Raw genomic sequence first — 19,055 nt, forward strand, 5'->3', positions numbered from 1 at the left:
CGCAATCCCAGCATCAAACGGAACAGACAGATGAGCACGGACAATCAGGCGGCAGGCAATCGGATGACGGGAGCGGAGATCGTTCTCAGGGCGCTGAAGGACAACGGCGTCGAACATATCTTCGGCTATCCCGGCGGCGCAGTCCTGCCGATCTACGACGAGATCTTCCAGCAAGAGGAGATCAAGCACATCCTCGTCCGCCACGAGCAGGGGGCCGGCCATGCGGCCGAAGGTTACGCCCGCTCTACCGGCAAGGTCGGCGTCATGCTCGTCACCTCGGGCCCGGGCGCCACCAATGCGGTCACGCCGCTGCAGGATGCGCTGATGGATTCGATCCCGCTCGTCTGCCTGACCGGTCAGGTTCCGACCCCGTTGATCGGCTCTGACGCCTTCCAGGAATGCGACACGGTCGGCATTACCCGGCCCTGCACCAAGCACAACTGGCTGGTCAAGGACGTCAACCAGCTCGCCGCCATCATTCATGAGGCCTTCCGCATCGCCCAGTCCGGCCGTCCGGGCCCCGTCGTCGTCGATATTCCGAAGGATGTGCAGTTTGCGACCGGCACCTATACGCCGCCCGCCGATTACCCGATCCAGAAGAGCTATCAGCCGAAGATCCAGGGCGACCTCAACCAGATCCATGCGGCGATCGAGCTGATGGCGAATGCGCGCCGGCCGATCATCTATTCCGGCGGCGGTGTCGTCAATTCCGGCCCTGAGGCCTCCAAGCTGCTGCGCGAGCTGGTCGAGCTCACCGATTTCCCGATCACCTCGACGCTGATGGGCCTCGGCGCCTATCCGGCCTCGGGCAAGAACTGGCTGAAGATGCTCGGCATGCATGGCTCCTACGAGGCCAACATGGCGATGCATGACTGCGACGTCATGGTCTGCATCGGCGCCCGCTTCGACGACCGCATCACCGGTCGCCTCAACGCCTTCTCGCCGAATTCGAAGAAGATCCATATCGACATCGATCCGTCCTCGATCAACAAGAATGTCCGCGTCGATATCGGCATCCGCGGCGATGTCGGCCATGTGCTGGAAGACATGGTCCGCCTGTGGCGGGCTCTGCCGAAGAAGCCGGAGAAGAACCGTCTCGCCGATTGGTGGAGCGATATCGCCCGCTGGCGGGCGCGCAACTCCTTCGCTTATACCAAGAGCAATGACGTGATCATGCCGCAATATGCGCTGGAGCGCCTCTATGCGCATACCAAGGACCGCGACACCTACATCACGACCGAGGTCGGCCAGCATCAGATGTGGGCAGCGCAGTTCTTCGGCTTCGAGCAGCCGAACCGCTGGATGACCTCAGGCGGCCTCGGCACGATGGGCTACGGCCTGCCGGCGGCGCTCGGCGTCCAGATCGCCCATCCCGGCAGCCTCGTCATCGATATTGCCGGCGACGCCTCGATCCAGATGTGCATCCAGGAAATGTCGACCGCGATCCAGTATGATGCACCGATCAAGATCTTCATCATGAACAACCAGTACATGGGCATGGTGCGCCAGTGGCAGCAGCTGCTGCACGGCAATCGCCTGTCGCACTCCTATACCGAGGCGATGCCTGATTTCGTCAAGCTGGCGGAAGCCTATGGCGCGGTCGGCCTGCGCTGCGACAAGCCGGATGAGCTCGACGACGCCATCGTCGAGATGATCGAGGTCAAGAAGCCGGTCATCTTCGATTGCCGCGTCGCCAATCTCGCCAACTGCTTCCCGATGATCCCATCGGGCAAGGCCCATAATGAAATGCTGCTGCCCGACGAAGCCACGGATGAAGCGGTCGCCAACGCGATCGACGCCAAAGGCCGTCAGCTCGTATAACGATAAGGTAGGAACCCAGGACCATGAACGCACATCTTCAGCCCACGGGCTCTGCCTACTTCATCTCGCCGGAAACGACGGCGATCGAGAGCCATACGCTTTCGGTGCTCGTCGACAACGAGCCGGGCGTCCTTGCCCGCGTCATCGGCCTGTTCTCCGGCCGCGGCTACAATATCGAAAGCCTCACGGTTTCCGAGACCGAGCATCAGGCGCATCTTTCCCGCATCACCATCGTCACCCGCGGCACGCCGCATGTGCTGGAGCAGATCAAGGCGCAGCTCGATCGCATCGTGCCGGTCCATCGCGTCGTCGATCTGACGGTGCGCGCCCGCGAACTTGGCCAGGAACGGCCGATCGAGCGTGAAGTGGCTCTGGTCAAGGTGATCGGTGAGGGCGAGATGCGCGCCGAGACGCTTCGCCTTGCCGATGCCTTCCACGCCAAGGTGGTGGATGCGACGATTGATCACTTCATTCTGGAGATCACCGGCAAGTCCTCGAAGATCGACCAGTTCATCGCGATCATGAAACCGCTCGGCCTCATCGAAGTCTGCCGCACCGGCATCGCGGCGATGAATCGCGGCGCTCAGGGGATGTGAGGCAGAAGCTTCATCCCTTCCTCGGCGTCATCCTCGGCCGTGCATACTAGGCAGTTGCTGGCGAGGGACGGAGACAGCGCGGCAAATCTCTTCTCCCCTCGGGGAGAAGGTGCCGGCAGGCGGATGAGGGGGCCACACGGAACATCCTTTCCGCGATAGTCTGTTCCTCGCCAACGCAACGTTGCGATCTGAATACGAGACGATTCCAACGCGGTCTAAGCTCGTACGAGGATCATTGAGTGACCGGCGTCGCCGGCCCCTTCATCCGCCCTGCGGGCACCTTCTCCCCGCTGGGGAGAAGGGGGAATCGAGAGGTTGCGGCATGTGACCGAGCAGCCAAGAACAGTTCGGGCCGCTGGAGATCACAGCATCTCCAGAGGCTTTTTCTTTGCCGGCGGCGGGAAGGCGGCGTCGAGCGCCTGCCAGTCCTCGTCGGTGATCTCAAGCGAGACGCAGTCGCGGTTCTCCGCCACGCGTTCGGCATTCGACGTCTTCGGAATGACGATGACGCCGTCGCGTTCGAGCAGGAAGGCGAGCGCCAGCTGGGCGGGCGTTGCCTGATAGGCCTTGGCGATGTGGATGAGTTCGGGATGATGCAGGATATGCCCCTGCTCGATCGGCGAATAGGCCATGATGGGAATGCCGCGGCTCTGGCACCAGGGCAGGAGATCATATTCGATGCCGCGGCGGGAGAGATTGTAGAGCACTTGGTTGGCGGCGACATTGGCGCCGTCGGGTACTCTGAGCAGTTCCTCCATGTCGTCGGTGTCGAAGTTGGAGACGCCCCAGGCGCCGATCTTGCCCGACGCTTTCAGCATTTCGAAGGCTGCGACGGTCTCGGCCAGCGGATAGTTGCCGCGCCAGTGCAGGAGATAAAGATCGATCCGGTCGGTGCCGAGCCGTTCCAGGCTGTGCTCGCAGGCGTCGACCGTGCCTTTCAGGCTGGCGTTCCAGGGATAGACCTTGCTGACGAGGAAGATCTCGTCGCGCCGTCCCCGGATCGCCTGGCCGACGATCTCCTCGGCGCCGCCGTCGCCATACATTTCCGCGGTGTCGATCAGCGTCATGCCGAGATCGATGCCCGCCCTGAGGCTTTCAATCTCCATCTTGGCATGGCCGGCATCCTCGCCCATGGCCCAGGTCCCCTGGCCGAGTGCCGGCACTTCCGTGCCGTTCGGGAATTTGACGGAGGGGATGGGGTCGTCCTGCATGATTTTTTCCATTTTTCAGGAGATTGCGCAGCGTTCTTATCTTTCAACTAATCCTGTCACCATGACAATGATGGAATGGCGTCAAGAGTTTAGGGCAGTTACGCTGACCTAAATAAGGCGGGCCTCGGAAAAGAGCCGGCTTCGGGAGATTGCATGCCGCTGGATACGTTTTTCGCCCTTGTTCTCTTCGCCTTCACGACGTCGATCACGCCGGGGCCGAACAACATGATGCTCTTTGCCTCGGGCGTGAATTTCGGCTTCCGCAGGACGATCCCGCATATGGTCGGCATCGGCGCCGGTTTCTTCTCGCTGCTGATCGGCGTCGGCCTCGGGCTCGGCGCGTTGCTGCACACGATGCCCCTGGTCTATACGGTGCTGAAATTCGCCGGCGGCGCCTATCTTGTCTGGATCGCCTGGAAGATCGCCGCCTCGCGTTCGCTGAGCGAAGGCAGGAGCAGTGCTGCGCCAATGTCCTTTTTCTCGGCGGCGGCCTTCCAGTGGGTCAACCCGAAAGCTTGGGTGATGGCGGTTACGGCGATGGCGACCTACACCAATCCTGAACTCTATCTTGCCAGCGTGCTGATCGTCGGTCTGGCTTTCGCGGTGGTCAACGTGCCGAGCGTCTCGACCTGGGCGGGCTTCGGCTCGGCACTCAGGGAATGGCTTTCCGATCCCGTGCGGCTGAAGTGGTTCAACATCACCATGGCCGTGCTTCTGGTGGCGAGCCTCTGGCCGATGTTAAAATAGAGCAATCGACGGTTTCGTCAGCATCAGCCAGAAAATGCCGATGACGGCTGAGAAGGCCGGAAAGCCGAAAGCGAACCAGACGCGGTAGAGCCTGAAATAGGCCGGCGGCAGCGCGTTTGTCGATGCCGCGGCAGCGCGGGCGAGATCACGCAGGCGGATCTGGATCCAGACGACCGGCAGCCAAAACAGGCCAGTGACGACGTAAAGCAGAAGCGACAGCGCAATCCAGCCTTCCGACAGGTCCCAGCCGATCATGCGGGCGAGGAGATAGCCGGTCACCGGCTGGAGAATCGCGGCGGTGGCGGTAAAGACTGTATCGGCGATCACGACGGTTCCGGCGACATGAGCGATCAGGGCGGGATCACGCGTGCGGTGCGCCATCACCATGAAAAAGGCGATGCCGGCGCCGGTGCCGAAGAGCACGGTCGCGCCGATGACATGGGCAAGCAGCAGCCATTCCTCGAGCATCAGCGTTCATCCAGGGTGGCAAGCGCCGTCAGCGTCAGCAAGACCGACGGCAGCACCTTGACGAGGGGACCGAGCGGATCGAGCCAGAGCGTGGGTTCGAGCAGGCTGCCACCGGCGAGATAGGCCAACGAGACGGCGAGCATGCCGAGAAGGGCGCGTCTGGCGAGCGGGCGAACAAGCACGGCGGCGCCAAGCGCCACATCGATGATGCAGGTGGCAAGCGTCAGCGCCGTTGCCGCCGTTGCCGCCGTTTCCGGCATGAAGGGCAGGAAGTGCGCCGAGGCCCTTTCCATCGAAAGCAGCGGGATCAGGCCGGAGAGCAGCCAGAAGGCCGACAGGCCCGATATGATGAGCGGCTTCAGGAGATAGAGCCGGGCAAACCAGAGATCCTGCACGCCGGAGGGATTGGCGGCGAGCGTGGCCGCCGCCGATGTCGCGCCAAGGCCGCTCTCCCTCTTTGCGCTCCGTATGCCCTCGGACATGACTGTCATCGCCGTCGAACGCAGCGGCGAACGCCAGCCGAGCAGGCCCGCCATATCGGCAAGCCAGGTCACTGGTCGCGTAAGCCAGGGAGCAAGCGAAAAGACGCCGGCAGGCGCCAGGCCCAGCCATTGCCGGTGAAGGCCGACGAGTTCGGCGAGCGTCAGCACTTCGCCGGCGGCAAGGTCGAAATCACCGCGAAGGTCGCTTGCGATCGCCCGCGACACGGCCCCCGCCACATCATCCACCGAAAGCGTTTCGACCGGGCTTTCCGCATGGACGAGCGGCAGCGCCAGCGGAAAGGCTGCGAGCGCTCGCAGCAATGACGAGCCGCCATGGGCATTGCGGCCGAGCACGAGGGCAGGGCGCAGGATGAGATGAGGCAGGCCGCTTGCTGCCAGCGCCTCATCGGCCCGCCGCTTGGTGGTGAGGAAGGGCAGCGCGCCCGCCGCGCCGGCGGTCCTTGCCGATATCTGCACGATCAGAGGACGGGAGCGTTTCGCCGCGGCATAGAGCGCCAGCATCGCACCCGCCTGGGTCGCCGCGAGATCGTCCGAGAGGCCGTCCTGCAGGGCGCCGGCGCAATTGACGACGGCGTGCTGGTCTTTGAGGAGGTTCTCCCAGTCCTCCGGATTTAGCATCCGCGAGAGATCGGCACGCCGCCAGTCGATCGCCGGCTGCTTCAGGTGGGCTCTGGCGGGATTGCGGCCGAGCCCGGTCACGGCATGCCCGTCCGCAACGAGCCGGGTCGCGACGACGGAGCCTATGAAGCCGGTTGCGCCGAGAATCAGAATGTTCATGGCGGGAGATTAGCGGAAAAGTTTGAGGGGGATAGGAGGGCTTGGCGGGGTTGTGCTGTATGGTAGAAAGTGGATGCTTTGAGCGGAGAGAAGATGCCGGCAGGCAGATGAGGGGGATGAGCGGCAAAGCCGCGAATGCACGGAGCGCAGCGAAGGGCAACATAAAGGGCGTGCCGTGCGGCCCCCTAAACCGGGGTTGAGCCGCTGGTCTCAACCCGTCCTTCGGACCCCCGCTGGGGAGAAGAGGAGGAGCGAGCCGCGCGCATTGATGAAACAGGGCGGCCGATCGCCGTTCCGGGAGGACATTGCTTTGCACGACGACCACGATCACCACGATCACGACAACCACTACTCCGACATGCAGGCCCGCGTGAAGGCGCTGGAAACGCTGCTGACGGAAAAGGGGCTGATCGACCCTTATGCCATCGACGCAATCGTCGAGACTTACGAAACCAAGGTCGGGCCGAGGAACGGCGTGCATGTCGTCGCGAAAGCCTGGAGCGATCCCGGTTTTGCCGACTGGCTGAGGCGCGATGCGACGGCGGCGATTGCGAGTTCTCGGTTATACCGGCCGGCAGGGCGAGCATATGCGCGCGGTCTTCAACACTGTTGACACGCATAACCTCGTCGTCTGCACGCTCTGCTCCTGTTATCCCTGGTCTGTGCTTGGCCTGCCGCCGGTCTGGTACAAGGCGCCGGCCTATCGTTCGCGGGCGGTGATCGATCCGCGCGGCGTGCTCGCGGAATTCGGGCTGACCCTGCCGGCGGACAAGAAGATCCGCGCCTGGGATTCGACAGCGGAGCTGCGTTATCTCGTGATCCCCGAGCGGCCGGAGGGCACGGAGGGCATGGATGAGGCAGCACTTGCCGGCCTCGTCAGCCGCGATGCGATGATCGGCACGGCGGTCGCCGGCAGCCCGGAGGCACTGTCATGAACGGACCGCACGATCTCGGCGGGCAGATGGGCTTCGGGCCTGTCGCACCCGAAAAGAACGAGCCCTATTTCCATGCCGAATGGGAAAAGCGCGCGCTCGGCATCACGCTCTCCTGCGGCGCCTTCGGCGCCTGGACGATCGATGAAAGCCGGCATGCGCGTGAGAATATCCCGCCAGCCGATTACCTTGCGGCGAGCTATTACGAGATCTGGATCCGCGGCGTCGAGACGCTGCTCACGCGACACGGCTTTGCGACGCGCGAAGAGCTCTTGTCCGGCCACAAGCTGCAGGATGGCACGGCGCCGAAACGGGTCCTGAAGGCGGAGATGGTGCCCGTCGTGCTTGCCAAGGGCGGGCCTTGCGACCGGCTGGTGGATGGCGAGCCGCGTTTTGCGGTCGGCGAACGGGTGAAGACGAAGAATTTCAATCCGGCGACCCATACGCGGTTGCCGCGCTACGCCCGGGCCAAGGCCGGCGTCATCGAAGCGGTGCAGGGCTCCTTCGTCTTTCCCGATGATAATGCCCATGGCAAGGGCGAGAACCCGCAATGGCTCTATACCGTCGTTTTCGACGGCAGCGAGATCTGGGGCGAGGGCGCGGATCCGTCGCTGACGGTCTCGATCGACGCGTGGGAGAGCTATCTTGAGCGTGTGTGAAATACCCTCCGAGCTCAGCCAATCGCCCGGGCTGCCCAAATCTGCGGAGGGCGCGCCGGTCTTTCCCGAACCCTGGGCGGCAGAAGCCTTCGCCATGACGGTGCATCTGCATGAGAAGGGGCTGTTTTCCTGGAGCGAATGGGCGGAAACCCTTTCGCGCCAACTGCATCAGCCTGGGCGGGCGGAAGACGGCAGCGACTATTTCGACTGCTGGGTGGCGGCGCTTTCGGAGCTGCTGGTCAGCCGCGGCGTGGCCGACGCATCCGCCATCCTGGAGCTTCAGAAAAGCTGGCAGCGGGCGGCCGAGGCGACGCCGCATGGCCACCCGATCGAGCTCGCCAACGATCCGCTGCGCTGATCATCACGACGGAAACTGCCTATAGCATTCCTCGGCCACCGCGCGCAGCGCGTCACGCGAGATTTCGCCGGTGACGGCGTAGCCGAGTTCGCCGTCGATCCAGTAGAAGGTTTCGAGATTGCCCGAAGAAGCGAAGCGGAAACTCGTCGTGCGGTTTTCCTTGTTGCGGCCGACAACGACGGTCAGCCGCTCGCCGGCCTGGTTCTCGTACATGAACATGGCGCCGGGCCTGCCGTCGACCGGCAGCAGGCGGCCGCCGACCAGCTTGAAGCCGAGCGGCTGCAAGTTGGGAATCTTGAGGTTCTGGATCGCCAGGCGCTTGCCGAGCCAGGTGGCGAGATGGGCCTCCTCGTCGGCGAAGACCTCGACCGGGTGGCGAACCTCGGCGGCATAGACGGTGAAGGCGGTCTCGGCCTGTTTCGGCAGGGTTTCGGAACCGGCTAGCTGCAGGTCCGGTCTCTCCAGAAGGGCCGGGCCATAATGGCCGCTGACGGCACCGAGCGCGAAGACGACGAGCGTTGCGGCGGCGACTGCCCAGCGGTTCGGCACCGACGGGATGGCGTGCGGCGGCGCGACGAGCAGGGCATCGGTGTCCTTTGCCCTGTCGTAACCGGCAAACAGCGAGCGGATGCCTGCGTTCTGCGCCTGCCATTCGGCGACCATCGCCGCCTCGTCGGGATTGTCGGCGAGATAGGCCTCAACGCGGGCACGCGCCGTTTCGGGCAACTCGCCGTCGGCATAGGCGTGAAGATCGGCTTCGGTGACGATCGGGTTGGTCTCGTTCATTTCGGTCTCCGAAGCGTAATGACGTTATCGGCCTTCAGGTGTTCGGCGACGCGGCGGCGGGCGCGCGACAGGCGGGACATGACCGTGCCGATGGGGATATCGAGCGCGGCGGCGACCTCGCTGTAGCTATATCCCTCGATGACCACGAGCATCAGCACAGCGCGGCGCTCCTCCGAAAGGCTGTTCAGCGCGCTATCGAGCCGGGTGCGTTCCAGCGGATCGGCCGGCACTTCGGGTGCTGCCACATCTCCTGCGGCGTCGAGCTCGAGCATGCCGTCGCGCGCCTTGCCGCGCCGGCCGTTGCGGTAAAGATTGGTCATGATGGTCAGGACCCAGCCGCGCAAGTTGAGGCCGCGCCATTGACCGCGGCGCGCCAGCACCTTCTCGACGCAATCCTGAAGCAGATCCTCGCCATCGGCATCCGAGCGCGTCAGGCTGCGCGAATAGCGCCTGAGCGAGGGAAGGAGGGCCAGGATCTGGCCCTCGAAACTTTCGGGTGCGGGTGTCTTCACGCCAGCTCTCTTGCCGTCACATCAGGGCTTGGCAAGGTCCCAGTTGCCGCCGACGCCGTCGCCGGTGATGTCGCCGGCCTTCGTGTCCTTGACCCAGTAATAGAGCGGCATGCCGTCCTTGGCCCATTGCTTCGTGCCATCCTTGCGTTCGATGATCGAATATGCACCATCGGCCTTGGCATCGGAAGCGGCCATCAGCGGCGGCCAGTTCTTGGCGCAATCGTCGTAGCAGTTTGAAACGCCCTTGGCGTCCTTCTTGAAAGTATAGAGGGTCATGCCGTTTTCGCCGGCAAGAACCTTGCCCTTGGCAGTCTCGACTTCCTTGACGGGCGCGGCGGCGAAAGCAGCGGTCGCAGCAAAGGCGGCTGCCGCTGCGACAGACAGGAATTTCACGGGCTTCATGGTGTTTCTCCTCGGGTTGGGCACGCAATTTTGCGCTGCCTGAGATGAGACACGAGACGAGGCGGTTTTATTCCCGCGTGGAGAAGTTTTATGGCGGGCGGATGGTCATTCGCACACAACACCCTGCTTTTACAGGTCATTTACATCATGGCCATTTGCGGATAACATATATCCTTAATTCCGCTCGCAGAGCCAGCCATGATGAGTTGTTGAATGATCCTGAAAAGCCAGGTCGAGTGGGCGCTGCACTGCTGCGCCATTCTCGCGGGCCTGCCCGAGGGCAGGTATCTCTCCACCAAGGCGCTCGCAGAGCTTCATGGCCTGCCGAAGGAATATCTCTCCAAGGCGCTACAGAGCCTTTCTCAGGCTTCCCTCGTCGAAACCACGCTCGGTCCGAGCGGCGGCTACAGGCTTGCGCGCGCGCCGTCGGAGGTCAATTTTCTCGAGATCGTCGAGGCAGTCGAGGGTAAGGCGCGCAGCTTCACCTGCACGAATATCCGGGAGAACAATCCGTGCCGGCCGGCAGGCTATTGCGACAGCAAGCCTTGCGCGGTCGCCCGCATCATGTGGGAAGCCGACGAGGCCTGGCGCGAGACGCTGAGGCGTGTGCGCCTCTCCGATCTCGTCGGCACCTTGTCCGAAGAGGTTCCGCCGGATATCTGGCGGGACACGTTCGAGTGGGTGCTGAAGCGCGCCGGCTGAGGAAGCGAAGGAAACCTTAGGCCCTAAAGATGGTCCTGATGGTCTTCAGGATGGCATGGGCGCTGTGCGCCTGTTCCGGGCGCAGGGCGGCGCCGTCGCGGAAGCGCTCGGCGCGGCCGGCAAGTTGTTCGGCGATTTCTTCGGCCAGCGCCGGGCGTTCGGCGAGCAGCGGCGCGAAGGCCTCCTGGTCGATCTCATAGGTGATTACCGAGGTTAGAGCCTCCAGGGTGCAGACTTCCTGCATGCCGGCGAGCAGGCCGGTCTCGCCAAAAAAATCGCCAGGCGCCAGCCTTCCGCGTTCCTCGCCTGCATGCCGGGCGGCTATGATGCCGGCGCGCACCATCATCAGTGCGGGCAGCATTTCGCCCTCCTGCACGATCACATCGCCCTTGCGGAACTCCCTGACAGTGGCGGTCTCGGCGAGCCTCTGCTTTTCATCTGATGTCAGCGTCGCAAAGACCGGAATGGCGTCGATCAGCGCAAGTGGCGTTACGCTGGGCGGCTGCGCGTTTTCCTCCGTCGGCAGGGTGGCGGTCAACACCGCTGCCGACGGCGGAATGGCCAGCAGCAGGCCGGCGGATTTGCAATGGCGGTAGACGAGATCGAGCACTTCGTTTCGCGCCGGCACGCGCTGGCTCGGGCTCGTCACCCGAAACTGCAACTCGACCTCAAGCGACGTGGCATCCAGCCCCTTCAGGGCGACGACCGGCGGCGGCTCCCGCACGATGGAGTTGCAACTCGCGAGCGCTGTCAGCATGACTTGGCGAACCGATGCCGGCATGCGCGTAGGGGCGATGCGGATGGTGAGAATCAGGAGATGGGTCTCGTCCGGCCGGCTGATATTGGTCAGGCCGAGCTTGGCGAGAAAGCTGTTCGGCAGCACGACGATATTGTTGCCGGGGGTCAGGATGTGCGTCGCGCGCCAGTTGCTCTCGACGACGCGCCCTTCCGTGCCGTCGCTCAAAAGGATCCAGTCGCCGATGACATAGGGCCGGCCGAGGGTCAGCGCGATGCCGGAGAAGACGTCGGCGAGCGTGTTCTGCAGCGCGAGACCGAGAATGATGGCGACGACGCCTGATGTGGCGACGAGGGTTCCGATCGGCACGCCGAAGACGAAGGCGAGGATGGAAAGCATCATGCCGATATAGACGACGCCAATGACGAGATCCTGGAGCAGACGGGCCTCGCGCGGGCTGCCTTCCAGCACCAGATAGAGCCTGATGAAACCGATGACGGCCCATGCCAGGTGAACCCACCAGAGCGATTTGGCGAGAATGACGAGCAGGGCCTGAGGGTCCTGCGTCTCATATCCCTGAAACCGGTGAGGCTCGATGCCGCTGCCGACGAGGATCAGCGTCATCACGGCGAAGAACAGGATTTGCACCACCAGCCGCGTCGTCGGCCGCTGGCTGGAGAGGAAATACCAGACCACGATGCCGGCGAAGCCGACTGTAACGAGAGAATTCAGTGGCTTGCCGAAGAGCGCGTCGTAGATCATCTCTCTGTCTCCGGGAGGGCGGGCGGCACATGATTGAGCATGTCGGCTGTCCGCGCAAGCATCGGCCCCGCGCGGACAGGCTTGGAGGTTGCCTACTTCTTGAGGGGGTAGGTCAATTCTTTCTGGTCGGTGTCGACAACGAAGACAGCGAGCAGGCGAGCCGGCTGCGTCTCGCTGCCATTGGCGCTGACGCCATGGCGGTCGCCTGACATTTCCGAGAAGCTCTCGCCGGCCTGATAGGTCTTGACCGGACCGTCATTGACCTGGCTGCGGATCGATCCTTCCAGCACGGTGGCGTAGATGAAGGCCGAGTCCGGATGGGTGTGGCCTTCGGAGAAGCCGCCGGGGCCGTATTCGACCAGCACGCCCTTGATGCTCTTGCCCGGCACGTTCGGCAGTTCGTGCTCATAGACGAGCGTTACCTTGGCGGACTTGCTGCTGTCATGGGCGGAAGCGCCGGTCGTTGCCAGAAGGGCGAAGGCGGCGGCGAGGAATGATGACCTGATCATGGGAATCTCCTTATTGCCTGGGGTGAAGAGGCCGATCATTTCGGCCGGGCGGATGTGACGAACCACTGTTCGAAGGTGATCGAGCCGAGGCGCGGGTCGTTGTCGGAAACGAGGGACTGGTCGTTTAGCCTGGCGCCGAAATATTTCGCCTCGGCGTCGGCCTCGACGATCCGCGGATCGTTCATCGCCTTGAGATACCGGGCGACGAGCTCGCTGAGCCGGACCCGTTCCGGGCCGGATATTTCGATCGTCTTGTTGGCTGGGGCGGAGAGTGCCACGTCGGCCATGGCGTCGGCCACGTCGTCGGAAGCGATCGGCTGCACATAGGCGGGCGACAGGCGAACTGTCTGGCCGACCGTGCCGGACTGGGCGATGCCGCTCAGGAATTCCATGAACTGCGTCGAATGCACGATCGTATAGGGAATGCCCGATGCCCTGATCAGCTGTTCCTGGGCGAGCTTGCCGCGGAAATAGCCGCTGTCCTGCAGCCGTTCGGTGCCGACGACGGAAAGCGCGATATGGTGCTTCACGCCGGCGGTCTTTTCGGCGGCGAGCAGATTGCGCCCCGAGGTCTGGAAAAATTCGAGCACGGCCTTGTCCTCGAAGGAGGGCGAATTGGCAAGGTCGAGCACGACTTCGGCGCCGGCGAGCGCTTCGGCCAGTCCTTCTCCCGTGATCGTATTGACGCCGGAGTTCGGAGAGGCGGCGATCACCTCATGCCCGCGCTTGCGCAGGCGTTCGACAGTCTTTGAACCGATGAGGCCGGTTCCGCCGATGACGATGATTTTCATAACAGATCTCCATTCGCTGCCGCGGTGTGGCAGCGTCAAAGCTGAATCTTCTCAATGAATTGCGTGAATTAGTTCAGGCCAGCCTTATCAAGGCCGTAGGCCTTGTCGGCCGAGCCGGGCACAGTCTTGAAGCCGACATTGACGCGGTTCCAGGCATTGATGGCCATGACGACGAAGGTGAGGTCGGAGATTTCCTTCTCGGAAAGCTGGCCGCGCACCCGCTCGTAGATTTCATCAGATACGCCGCCTTCGGGAAGCTTGGTCAGCGCCTCGGTCCAGGCAAGGGCCGCGCGCTCGCGGGGAACGAACAGGTTCGATTCCCGCCAGATGGCGACGTGGTGAAGCCGCAGCTCCGTCTCGCCATGGATCTTTGCCTGCTTCACATGCATGTCGAGGCAGAAGCCGCATCCGTTGATCTGCGAGGCGCGGATCTCGATAAGGGCCTGAAGCTTCTCGTCGATGACGCTGCTTCTCAGCGCCATGCTGAATTCCATGAATTTCTTGAAAAGTTCGGGGGACTGCTGGGCGTAATTCAATCGCTGGGTCATGTCGTTTCTCCTAATTAAGGATATTTAATATCCTTATGGATAAAAGATATCCTTAATTGCTGGACTGTAAAGCCATTCTCGCCTAGTTTGCCTGCATAAAGCCTATGCGCAAAAGTATGAGGGGGCAGGGATGGATATCGTTTCGGCATTGCGGACCTTCCAACGCGTCGCGGAGACCGGTTCGTTCTCAGCGGCGGCGCATGACCTCGATGTCACGCAGCCGGCGGTTTCGCGGCAGGTTGCGTCCCTCGAAAGCCATTTCAACACCCGCCTCCTGCATCGTACGACGAGCGGTCTGTCGCTGACCGCGGAAGGGGAGCGCATGCTGCCGATGGCGCTCCGAATTCTCGAGGCGGTGGAGGAGCTTGGTGATGCGGCAGGCTCGAACGGCGCTACGGCCTCGGGAAAGGTCAGGCTCAGCGTGCCCGCGCCGCTTGGTCTCTATTTGAGCGAAAGGCTCGGCGATCTTCTTGCCGCCCACCCGAAGCTTTCGGTCGAACTCATCTTCCGCGAACAGAGCTCCGATATGATCGAGGAGCGCTTCGACCTCGAAGTGCGGCTCGGTTCGGTCGCCGACAGCAGCCTCGTCTGTCGCCGTATCGGCTGGACGACGGCATTCCTCGTCGCATCTCCTGCCTATCTCACGCGCAAGGCAGCCCCGCGCGCGCCAAAGGACATCAGTGACCATGAATGCCTGTGCTATGATAGGGCAGGCGACACCTGCACTTGGTCCTTCTCGAACGGGTCGGAAGATATATCGGTCAGGATCACGCCGCGGCTGACCGCCTGCAACGCGATTGCCATTCATAGGGCGGCGCTCGCCGGCGCCGGCCTGGCGGTGCTTTCCCACATCATTGCCGTGCCCGACATCGCCGCCGGCCGGCTGATTCCCGTAATGGAGGATTTTCAGCCGAGCCGCCTGCCGATCACGGTCGTCTATCCCTCGAGACGGAACATGCCGCTGCGCGTCAGGACAGTTCTGGACTTTCTGACCGATGTCATCGGCCAGGACCCGTCGATGTGTGTGAGCGGGGCGGACCGCCAACGGAACGGATGATCGTTCGGACCGGTGATTTGCCGTTTTCCGCCTTGCCTAACGCCGGCGAATCCTGCCAAGTCGCCGGGCTATGCAATTTGCGCCGCAACAAGACGAAGCCCTCAAGGCTGTTTCGAAATGGCTGAATGAAGGGCGCTCGCCGCTCTTTCGCCTGTTCGGCTATGCCGGGACGGGCAAGACGACGCTTGCCAGGCATTTCGCCGAAAATGTCGACGGCGATGTGCTGTTTGCCGCCTTCACCGGCAAGGCCGCGCAAGTGCTGCGCTCGCGCGGCGCCTCCAATGCCAGGACGATCCATTCGCTGATCTACCGGCCGCGCGGCGAGGAGGCGGTGGAGGACGAGGAAACCGGCAAGACCTCGATCGCGCCGATGTTTTCGATCAACCGGCAGAGCCCTGTCGCGAAAGCCGCACTGATCATTGTCGACGAATGCTCGATGGTGGACGAGGCGCTCGGCAAGGACCTGATGAGCTTCGGCACGCCGATCCTGGTGCTCGGCGATCCCGGCCAGCTGCCGCCGGTTTCGGGTGGCGGCTACTTCACCAATCAGGAGCCGGATTACCTGCTGACCGATATTCATCGGCAGGCGCGCGATAACCCGATCATCAAGCTCGCCATGCAGGTGCGCGAAGGCAATGAGATTATGTATGGCGACTACGGCACCGCTAAGGTGATCTCGAAGAACGAGGTGACGCAGCAGCTGGTGCTCGATGCCGACCAGGTGCTCGTCGGCACCAACCGCACCAGGCGGCGCTACAATCAGCGTCTGCGCGAGCTGAAAGGCTTTAACGCCGATTATCCGCAGACCGGCGACAAGCTCGTCTGCCTCAGAAACGACCCCGCCAAGGGCCTGCTCAACGGCTCGCTGTGGCAGGTGATGACTTCGTCGAAGGAAACGACGAAACCCGGTATCAATCTGCTCGTCCGCCCCGAGGACGACGACATGGATCGCGGGGCGGCCAAGATCAAGCTTCTGAAACAGGCCTTCGAGGATGTCGAAGGCGAGATTCCCTGGAACACCCGCAAGCGCTACGACGAGTTCGACTACGGCTATGCGCTGACCGTTCACAAGGCGCAGGGCTCGCAATGGAACGATGTCGTGCTCTTCGACGAGAGCTGGGCCTTTCGCGACACCCGCGAACGCTGGCTCTATACCGCGATCACGCGCGCGGCGGAGACGCTGACGATCGTTCGCTGAACCCGGTTTCGGGCGGGAAGGGGACGGTGGCGGCCATCGGGGCGGCTGGCAGGCGTCAGGCTTGCACGATGCCGAGCAGGACGGCCTTGGCGATGGCCTGGAAGCGGTTGTTGGCGCGGAACTTCAAAATAATTCCGGCTTCGAGGTCCCTCGTCTCGTCGTGTTTCAGGTCGAGTGCCCGGGCGATGCGCTGCGTGGAGTAGCCTTCCGCCATCAGTTCCAGGCAACGCCTTTCCTGCGGGGTCAGACTGGAGTTATCCTGATTGTCGTTGAGCGGCTGTGACTCGACGCTGCCGTCGTAATCGAGAAGATCGCCGACCTGCTGGAGTTGGCGGTGCAGCGTCGACATCTCCGCCGTCAGCTCGCGCTTGCGCACCTGCAAGGCTTCGCGGAACATTGCCTCGGCCGCCTCCTGCGAATCGGCTTTGCGAAGCTCGTCCATCAATTCCTGGATCACGGCAATCGGCATGCCCGTCTCGCGGCAGACGGTGATGACAGCCATGCGCATGACGTCGTCCTGGCCGTAGACCCGCATCAAGCCGATGCGATTGGCCGAAATCAATCCCTTCTCTTCGTAGAAATGCAGCGTCCTGTGCGTAACGCCGAATGCGTTGGCCATATCGGCAATGGGCACCGGACCTTCCGGTAGATCCGGCGGCAGCGCGGCGGAAGGCAGGAACCGGTATTTCGACCGGGCCTCCGAAGCGAAACCGGCGGCAGCAAACAGGCGTTTGGAACCGTCTGGCATGAACCCTCCTAGGGCATCTTGTTGCACCTCATGCGGATTTGCCAGTTGCTTCCCGGGCGCGGCGAGTGGGGTTTCCTCTAGGCGGTCTTATCGATGGGAAAGAAGCAGTACGCGGCTTACGTTTACGCGACACAATGTCCACGTTATGCGTGAACGATCTATTTTAGAAGTGCTAAAAATAATCTCTTTTAAATGGGATAGCAACGCGATGGCAATTCGCGCGGCGTCTGCGTGCCGCTACGTGGAAAAACATGCGCTGCGCTGCAATGGCTGGCGGTCGTCTCGAAAGGCGACGCGAAATATTGTTTGCGGTACGCACGCGGCCGCTGGGCGGAAATGCCCGGCTTTCATCAGCAATAGGCATCGCATCCATCTGCGAATCTCGTTGGCCATCGCGCAACACTTGGCTTAAAAGCAGGGCCTCTCGTTTCGTGACCGATGGATGCCCGCCATGCCCGCCAAGCTCTCCGTGAACCTCAACGCCGTTGCCATGCTTCGCAACCGGCGCGACCTGCCGTGGCCGAGCGTCGAAGCGCTCGGCCGAATCGCCCTTGCCTCCGGCGCCAGCGGGCTGACGGTGCATCCGCGTCCCGACCAGCGCCACATCCGCTTTTCCGACCTGCCGGTCATCCGCAACCTGATCGACGACGAATTTCCCGGAGCCGAGTTCAATATCGAAGGGTATCCGACGGAGGAATTCCTCGAACTCTGCGCCGGCGCGGCGCCCGAACAGGTGACGCTGGTGCCCGACGATCCCGCGCAGGCGACCTCCGATCACGGCTGGGATTTCCGCAAGCACCAGGCGTTCCTCACCGATGTCATTGCGCGGCTGAAGACGATGGGATGCCGGGTGTCGCTGTTTGCCGACGGCGACGGGGATGCGGAAGCGGTAAAGCTGGCGAAAGCGACGGGCGCCGACCGGATCGAACTCTATACCGGCCCCTATGGCGGCTGTTACGACGCGCCGGAACGGGCAGCGCCGATCCTTGAAGCGCTCGGCAAGACAGCGGATGCGGCGCTCGCCATCGGTCTTGCCGTCAACGCCGGCCACGATCTGACCGTTGCCAACCTGCCTGATCTGGTGAAGCGCATTCCAGCGCTTGCCGAAGTCTCGATCGGCCACGGGCTGACTGCCGACGCGCTGGAGTTTGGGATGGCCGAGACGGTGCGCCGGTTCTGCCAGGCTTGTGGGCAGGTGATTTGAGGAAGCACTTGGGGGAGACGCCGTTGCCACCCCCAATTTTATCAGTGCCCACCAGCTCCAACCGTCGCTAGCGCCGCCTTGTGCGCCACGAAGAAATCCTTCAGCGATTGCGGCTGTTTGCCCGTCAGCCTGGTGAAATCGCCGGTGACGATGTCGAAATTGCCGGCGCGAATGTTGGCGTCGGCGGAGACCAGCATGTCGGCGATGAAGCCGGGGAGGCCGGCGCCGCGCATGCCCTGGCCGAGCTGTTCGTCATTGACGTCGACCACTTCGAGCGGCTTGCCTGATGCTTCGGAGATGATGGCGGAGATCTGCCGGTTGGCGAGCGACACCGCGCCGGTCAGCGTGTAGGTGGCGCTTTCCGCGGTGGCGGAGGCAAGGGCTGCGGCGATCGCCAGCGCGCAATCGTCGCGCGAGATGTTCGCGACCTTGCCGTTGCCGGTGGCGCTATACCATTTGCCGCCCTGCAGGTTGTGCGGCATGCTGTGCATGTAATTGTCGTGATACCAGGCGTTGCGGAAGATTGTGTAGGCGATGCCGCTTGCCTTGATGGCGTTTTCGGTGCCGAGATGGTCGGGTGCGAAGGTGACGAGCGAATTGTCGGGCGCCGGCATCGAGGTGTAGGCAATGTGCTTGACGCCGGCCTTGACGGCAGCGGCGACGGCGGCCTTGTGCTGGGCGAGGCGCTTGCCGGGGGTGTCGAGCGCATCGGTGCTGATGATCAGCAGCCGGTCGATGCCGGCGAAGGCCTGTTCCAGGCCGGCCGCGTCATCGAAATCGGCCTTGCGGCTGAGAACGCCCTTGTTGGCGAGTTCGGCGAGCTTTTCCGGATTGCGGGTGGCAGCGACGATCGCGCCGGGGGCGACCCTATAGGTCGCGAGGAGATGGTGGATGATGCGCTGGCCGAGCTGTCCGGCAGCACCGGTGACCAGGATGGTTTCGCTCATGAAGTCGTTTCCTTCTGCGTTGGTCGTTGGTCTCAAAAAGAGACTAACTCTAGAATAGGAATTGACTTCACCGTGTAAAGG

21 protein-coding genes and 1 pseudogene are annotated in these 19,055 nt (G+C 62.9%); 10 read left to right on the forward strand and 12 right to left on the reverse strand.

The window, feature by feature from the left end; all coding sequences use genetic code 11:
• Nucleotides 1-30 precede the first annotated feature (30 nt).
• A complete protein-coding gene (locus tag MHI61_RS09455) occupies nt 31-1,821 on the forward strand; it encodes an acetolactate synthase 3 large subunit (protein ID WP_239791791.1) in 1,791 nt (596 codons plus the stop codon).
• A gap of 23 nt (nt 1,822-1,844) precedes the next feature.
• Entirely contained in the window at nt 1,845-2,417 is a 573-nt protein-coding gene (ilvN, locus tag MHI61_RS09460) for an acetolactate synthase small subunit (protein ID WP_010034065.1), read from the forward strand.
• 362 nt (nt 2,418-2,779) lie between these two features.
• On the opposite strand, the gene MHI61_RS09465 is transcribed toward ilvN, so the two are convergent.
• Nucleotides 2,780-3,628: an aldo/keto reductase gene (locus MHI61_RS09465; RefSeq protein WP_097605082.1), complete on the reverse strand. Its 849-nt coding sequence runs from the start codon at nt 3,626-3,628 to the stop codon at nt 2,780-2,782.
• 153 nt (nt 3,629-3,781) lie between these two features.
• Between MHI61_RS09465 and MHI61_RS09470 the strand changes: the two genes are divergently transcribed.
• Nucleotides 3,782-4,375 (forward strand): LysE family translocator, encoded by a 594-nt coding sequence (locus MHI61_RS09470; RefSeq protein WP_239791792.1) that lies wholly within the window; start codon nt 3,782-3,784, stop codon nt 4,373-4,375.
• Here MHI61_RS09470 and MHI61_RS09475 read toward each other — a convergent pair.
• Both MHI61_RS09475 and MHI61_RS09480 read right to left on the reverse strand, forming a co-directional pair.
• Nucleotides 4,367-4,843 (reverse strand): DUF2269 domain-containing protein, encoded by a 477-nt coding sequence (locus MHI61_RS09475; protein WP_239791793.1) that lies wholly within the window; start codon nt 4,841-4,843, stop codon nt 4,367-4,369. The two genes, MHI61_RS09470 and MHI61_RS09475, sit on opposite strands and share 9 nt — an antisense overlap.
• Entirely contained in the window at nt 4,843-6,123 is a 1,281-nt protein-coding gene (locus MHI61_RS09480) for an SDR family oxidoreductase (protein WP_239791794.1), read from the reverse strand. Before MHI61_RS09480 ends, MHI61_RS09475 begins: the two co-directional genes overlap by 1 nt.
• A 268-nt stretch (nt 6,124-6,391) precedes the next feature.
• Between MHI61_RS09480 and nthA the strand changes: the two are divergent.
• The 3 genes and pseudogenes from nthA (at nt 6,392) to MHI61_RS09495 (ending at nt 8,072) form a co-directional block, all read left to right on the forward strand.
• A pseudogene (gene nthA, locus MHI61_RS09485) lies at nt 6,392-7,058 on the forward strand (nitrile hydratase subunit alpha).
• Entirely contained in the window at nt 7,055-7,714 is a 660-nt protein-coding gene (gene nthB / locus MHI61_RS09490; RefSeq protein WP_239791795.1) for a nitrile hydratase subunit beta, read from the forward strand. The pseudogene nthA and the gene nthB overlap by 4 nt, the downstream one beginning before the upstream one ends.
• Nucleotides 7,701-8,072, forward strand: a complete 372-nt coding sequence (locus MHI61_RS09495; protein ID WP_239791796.1) for a nitrile hydratase accessory protein — start codon at nt 7,701-7,703, stop codon at nt 8,070-8,072. The genes nthB and MHI61_RS09495 overlap by 14 nt, the downstream gene beginning before the upstream one ends.
• A gap of 3 nt (nt 8,073-8,075) precedes the next feature.
• On the opposite strand, the gene MHI61_RS09500 is transcribed toward MHI61_RS09495, so the two are convergent.
• Genes MHI61_RS09500 through MHI61_RS09510 form a run of 3 tightly spaced genes read right to left on the reverse strand, consistent with a single transcriptional unit; the run spans nt 8,076 to nt 9,772 of the window.
• Nucleotides 8,076-8,858 (reverse strand): anti-sigma factor, encoded by a 783-nt coding sequence (locus tag MHI61_RS09500; RefSeq protein WP_239791797.1) that lies wholly within the window; start codon nt 8,856-8,858, stop codon nt 8,076-8,078.
• Nucleotides 8,855-9,370: an RNA polymerase sigma factor gene (locus MHI61_RS09505; protein ID WP_239791798.1), complete on the reverse strand. Its 516-nt coding sequence runs from the start codon at nt 9,368-9,370 to the stop codon at nt 8,855-8,857. Before MHI61_RS09505 ends, MHI61_RS09500 begins: the two co-directional genes overlap by 4 nt.
• A 21-nt stretch (nt 9,371-9,391) precedes the next feature.
• A complete protein-coding gene (locus tag MHI61_RS09510; RefSeq protein WP_239791799.1) occupies nt 9,392-9,772 on the reverse strand; it encodes a hypothetical protein in 381 nt (126 codons plus the stop codon).
• Between the two features lie 213 nt (nt 9,773-9,985).
• Here MHI61_RS09510 and MHI61_RS09515 point away from each other — a divergent pair, with 213 nt between their 5' ends.
• A complete protein-coding gene (locus MHI61_RS09515) occupies nt 9,986-10,474 on the forward strand; it encodes an Rrf2 family transcriptional regulator (protein WP_097578859.1) in 489 nt (162 codons plus the stop codon).
• A 16-nt stretch (nt 10,475-10,490) separates the two neighbouring features.
• Here the strand turns inward: MHI61_RS09515 and MHI61_RS09520 are convergent, their stop codons facing one another.
• From MHI61_RS09520 to MHI61_RS09535, 4 genes are all read right to left on the reverse strand, one after another.
• The gene (locus MHI61_RS09520; protein WP_239791800.1) at nt 10,491-11,972 is read right to left on the reverse strand and encodes a cyclic nucleotide-binding domain-containing protein; all 1,482 of its coding nucleotides are present in this window, start codon (nt 11,970-11,972) and stop codon (nt 10,491-10,493) included.
• Between the two features lie 92 nt (nt 11,973-12,064).
• Nucleotides 12,065-12,481 carry a cupin domain-containing protein gene (locus MHI61_RS09525; protein WP_239791801.1) on the reverse strand — a complete coding sequence of 139 codons (417 nt, stop codon included), beginning with the start codon at nt 12,479-12,481 and terminating at the stop codon, nt 12,065-12,067.
• A gap of 35 nt (nt 12,482-12,516) precedes the next feature.
• Nucleotides 12,517-13,272 (reverse strand): NmrA family NAD(P)-binding protein, encoded by a 756-nt coding sequence (locus tag MHI61_RS09530; protein WP_239791802.1) that lies wholly within the window; start codon nt 13,270-13,272, stop codon nt 12,517-12,519.
• Nucleotides 13,273-13,340: 68 nt separating this feature from the next.
• Nucleotides 13,341-13,820 (reverse strand): carboxymuconolactone decarboxylase family protein, encoded by a 480-nt coding sequence (locus MHI61_RS09535; protein WP_097605029.1) that lies wholly within the window; start codon nt 13,818-13,820, stop codon nt 13,341-13,343.
• 130 nt (nt 13,821-13,950) lie between these two features.
• Here MHI61_RS09535 and MHI61_RS09540 point away from each other — a divergent pair, with 130 nt between their 5' ends.
• A complete protein-coding gene (locus MHI61_RS09540) occupies nt 13,951-14,877 on the forward strand; it encodes a LysR family transcriptional regulator (protein WP_239791803.1) in 927 nt (308 codons plus the stop codon).
• Between the two features lie 70 nt (nt 14,878-14,947).
• Nucleotides 14,948-16,075, forward strand: coding sequence for an ATP-dependent RecD-like DNA helicase (locus MHI61_RS09545; protein ID WP_239791804.1), 1,128 nt, complete (start codon nt 14,948-14,950; stop codon nt 16,073-16,075).
• A 55-nt stretch (nt 16,076-16,130) separates the two neighbouring features.
• Here MHI61_RS09545 and MHI61_RS09550 read toward each other — a convergent pair whose 3' ends face one another.
• Nucleotides 16,131-16,823 (reverse strand): MerR family transcriptional regulator, encoded by a 693-nt coding sequence (locus MHI61_RS09550; RefSeq protein ID WP_239791805.1) that lies wholly within the window; start codon nt 16,821-16,823, stop codon nt 16,131-16,133.
• A gap of 451 nt (nt 16,824-17,274) precedes the next feature.
• On the opposite strand from MHI61_RS09550, the gene MHI61_RS09555 reads away from it, so the two are divergent.
• Nucleotides 17,275-18,027, forward strand: a complete 753-nt coding sequence (locus MHI61_RS09555; RefSeq protein WP_239791806.1) for a pyridoxine 5'-phosphate synthase — start codon at nt 17,275-17,277, stop codon at nt 18,025-18,027.
• Between the two features lie 41 nt (nt 18,028-18,068).
• Here MHI61_RS09555 and MHI61_RS09560 read toward each other — a convergent pair whose 3' ends face one another.
• Entirely contained in the window at nt 18,069-18,974 is a 906-nt protein-coding gene (locus MHI61_RS09560) for an SDR family oxidoreductase (protein ID WP_239791807.1), read from the reverse strand.
• Nucleotides 18,975-19,055 lie beyond the last annotated feature (81 nt).

The organism is Rhizobium sp. K102 (assembly GCF_022385315.1).
GTDB classification, from domain to species: Bacteria; Pseudomonadota; Alphaproteobacteria; order Rhizobiales; family Rhizobiaceae; genus Rhizobium; species Rhizobium croatiense.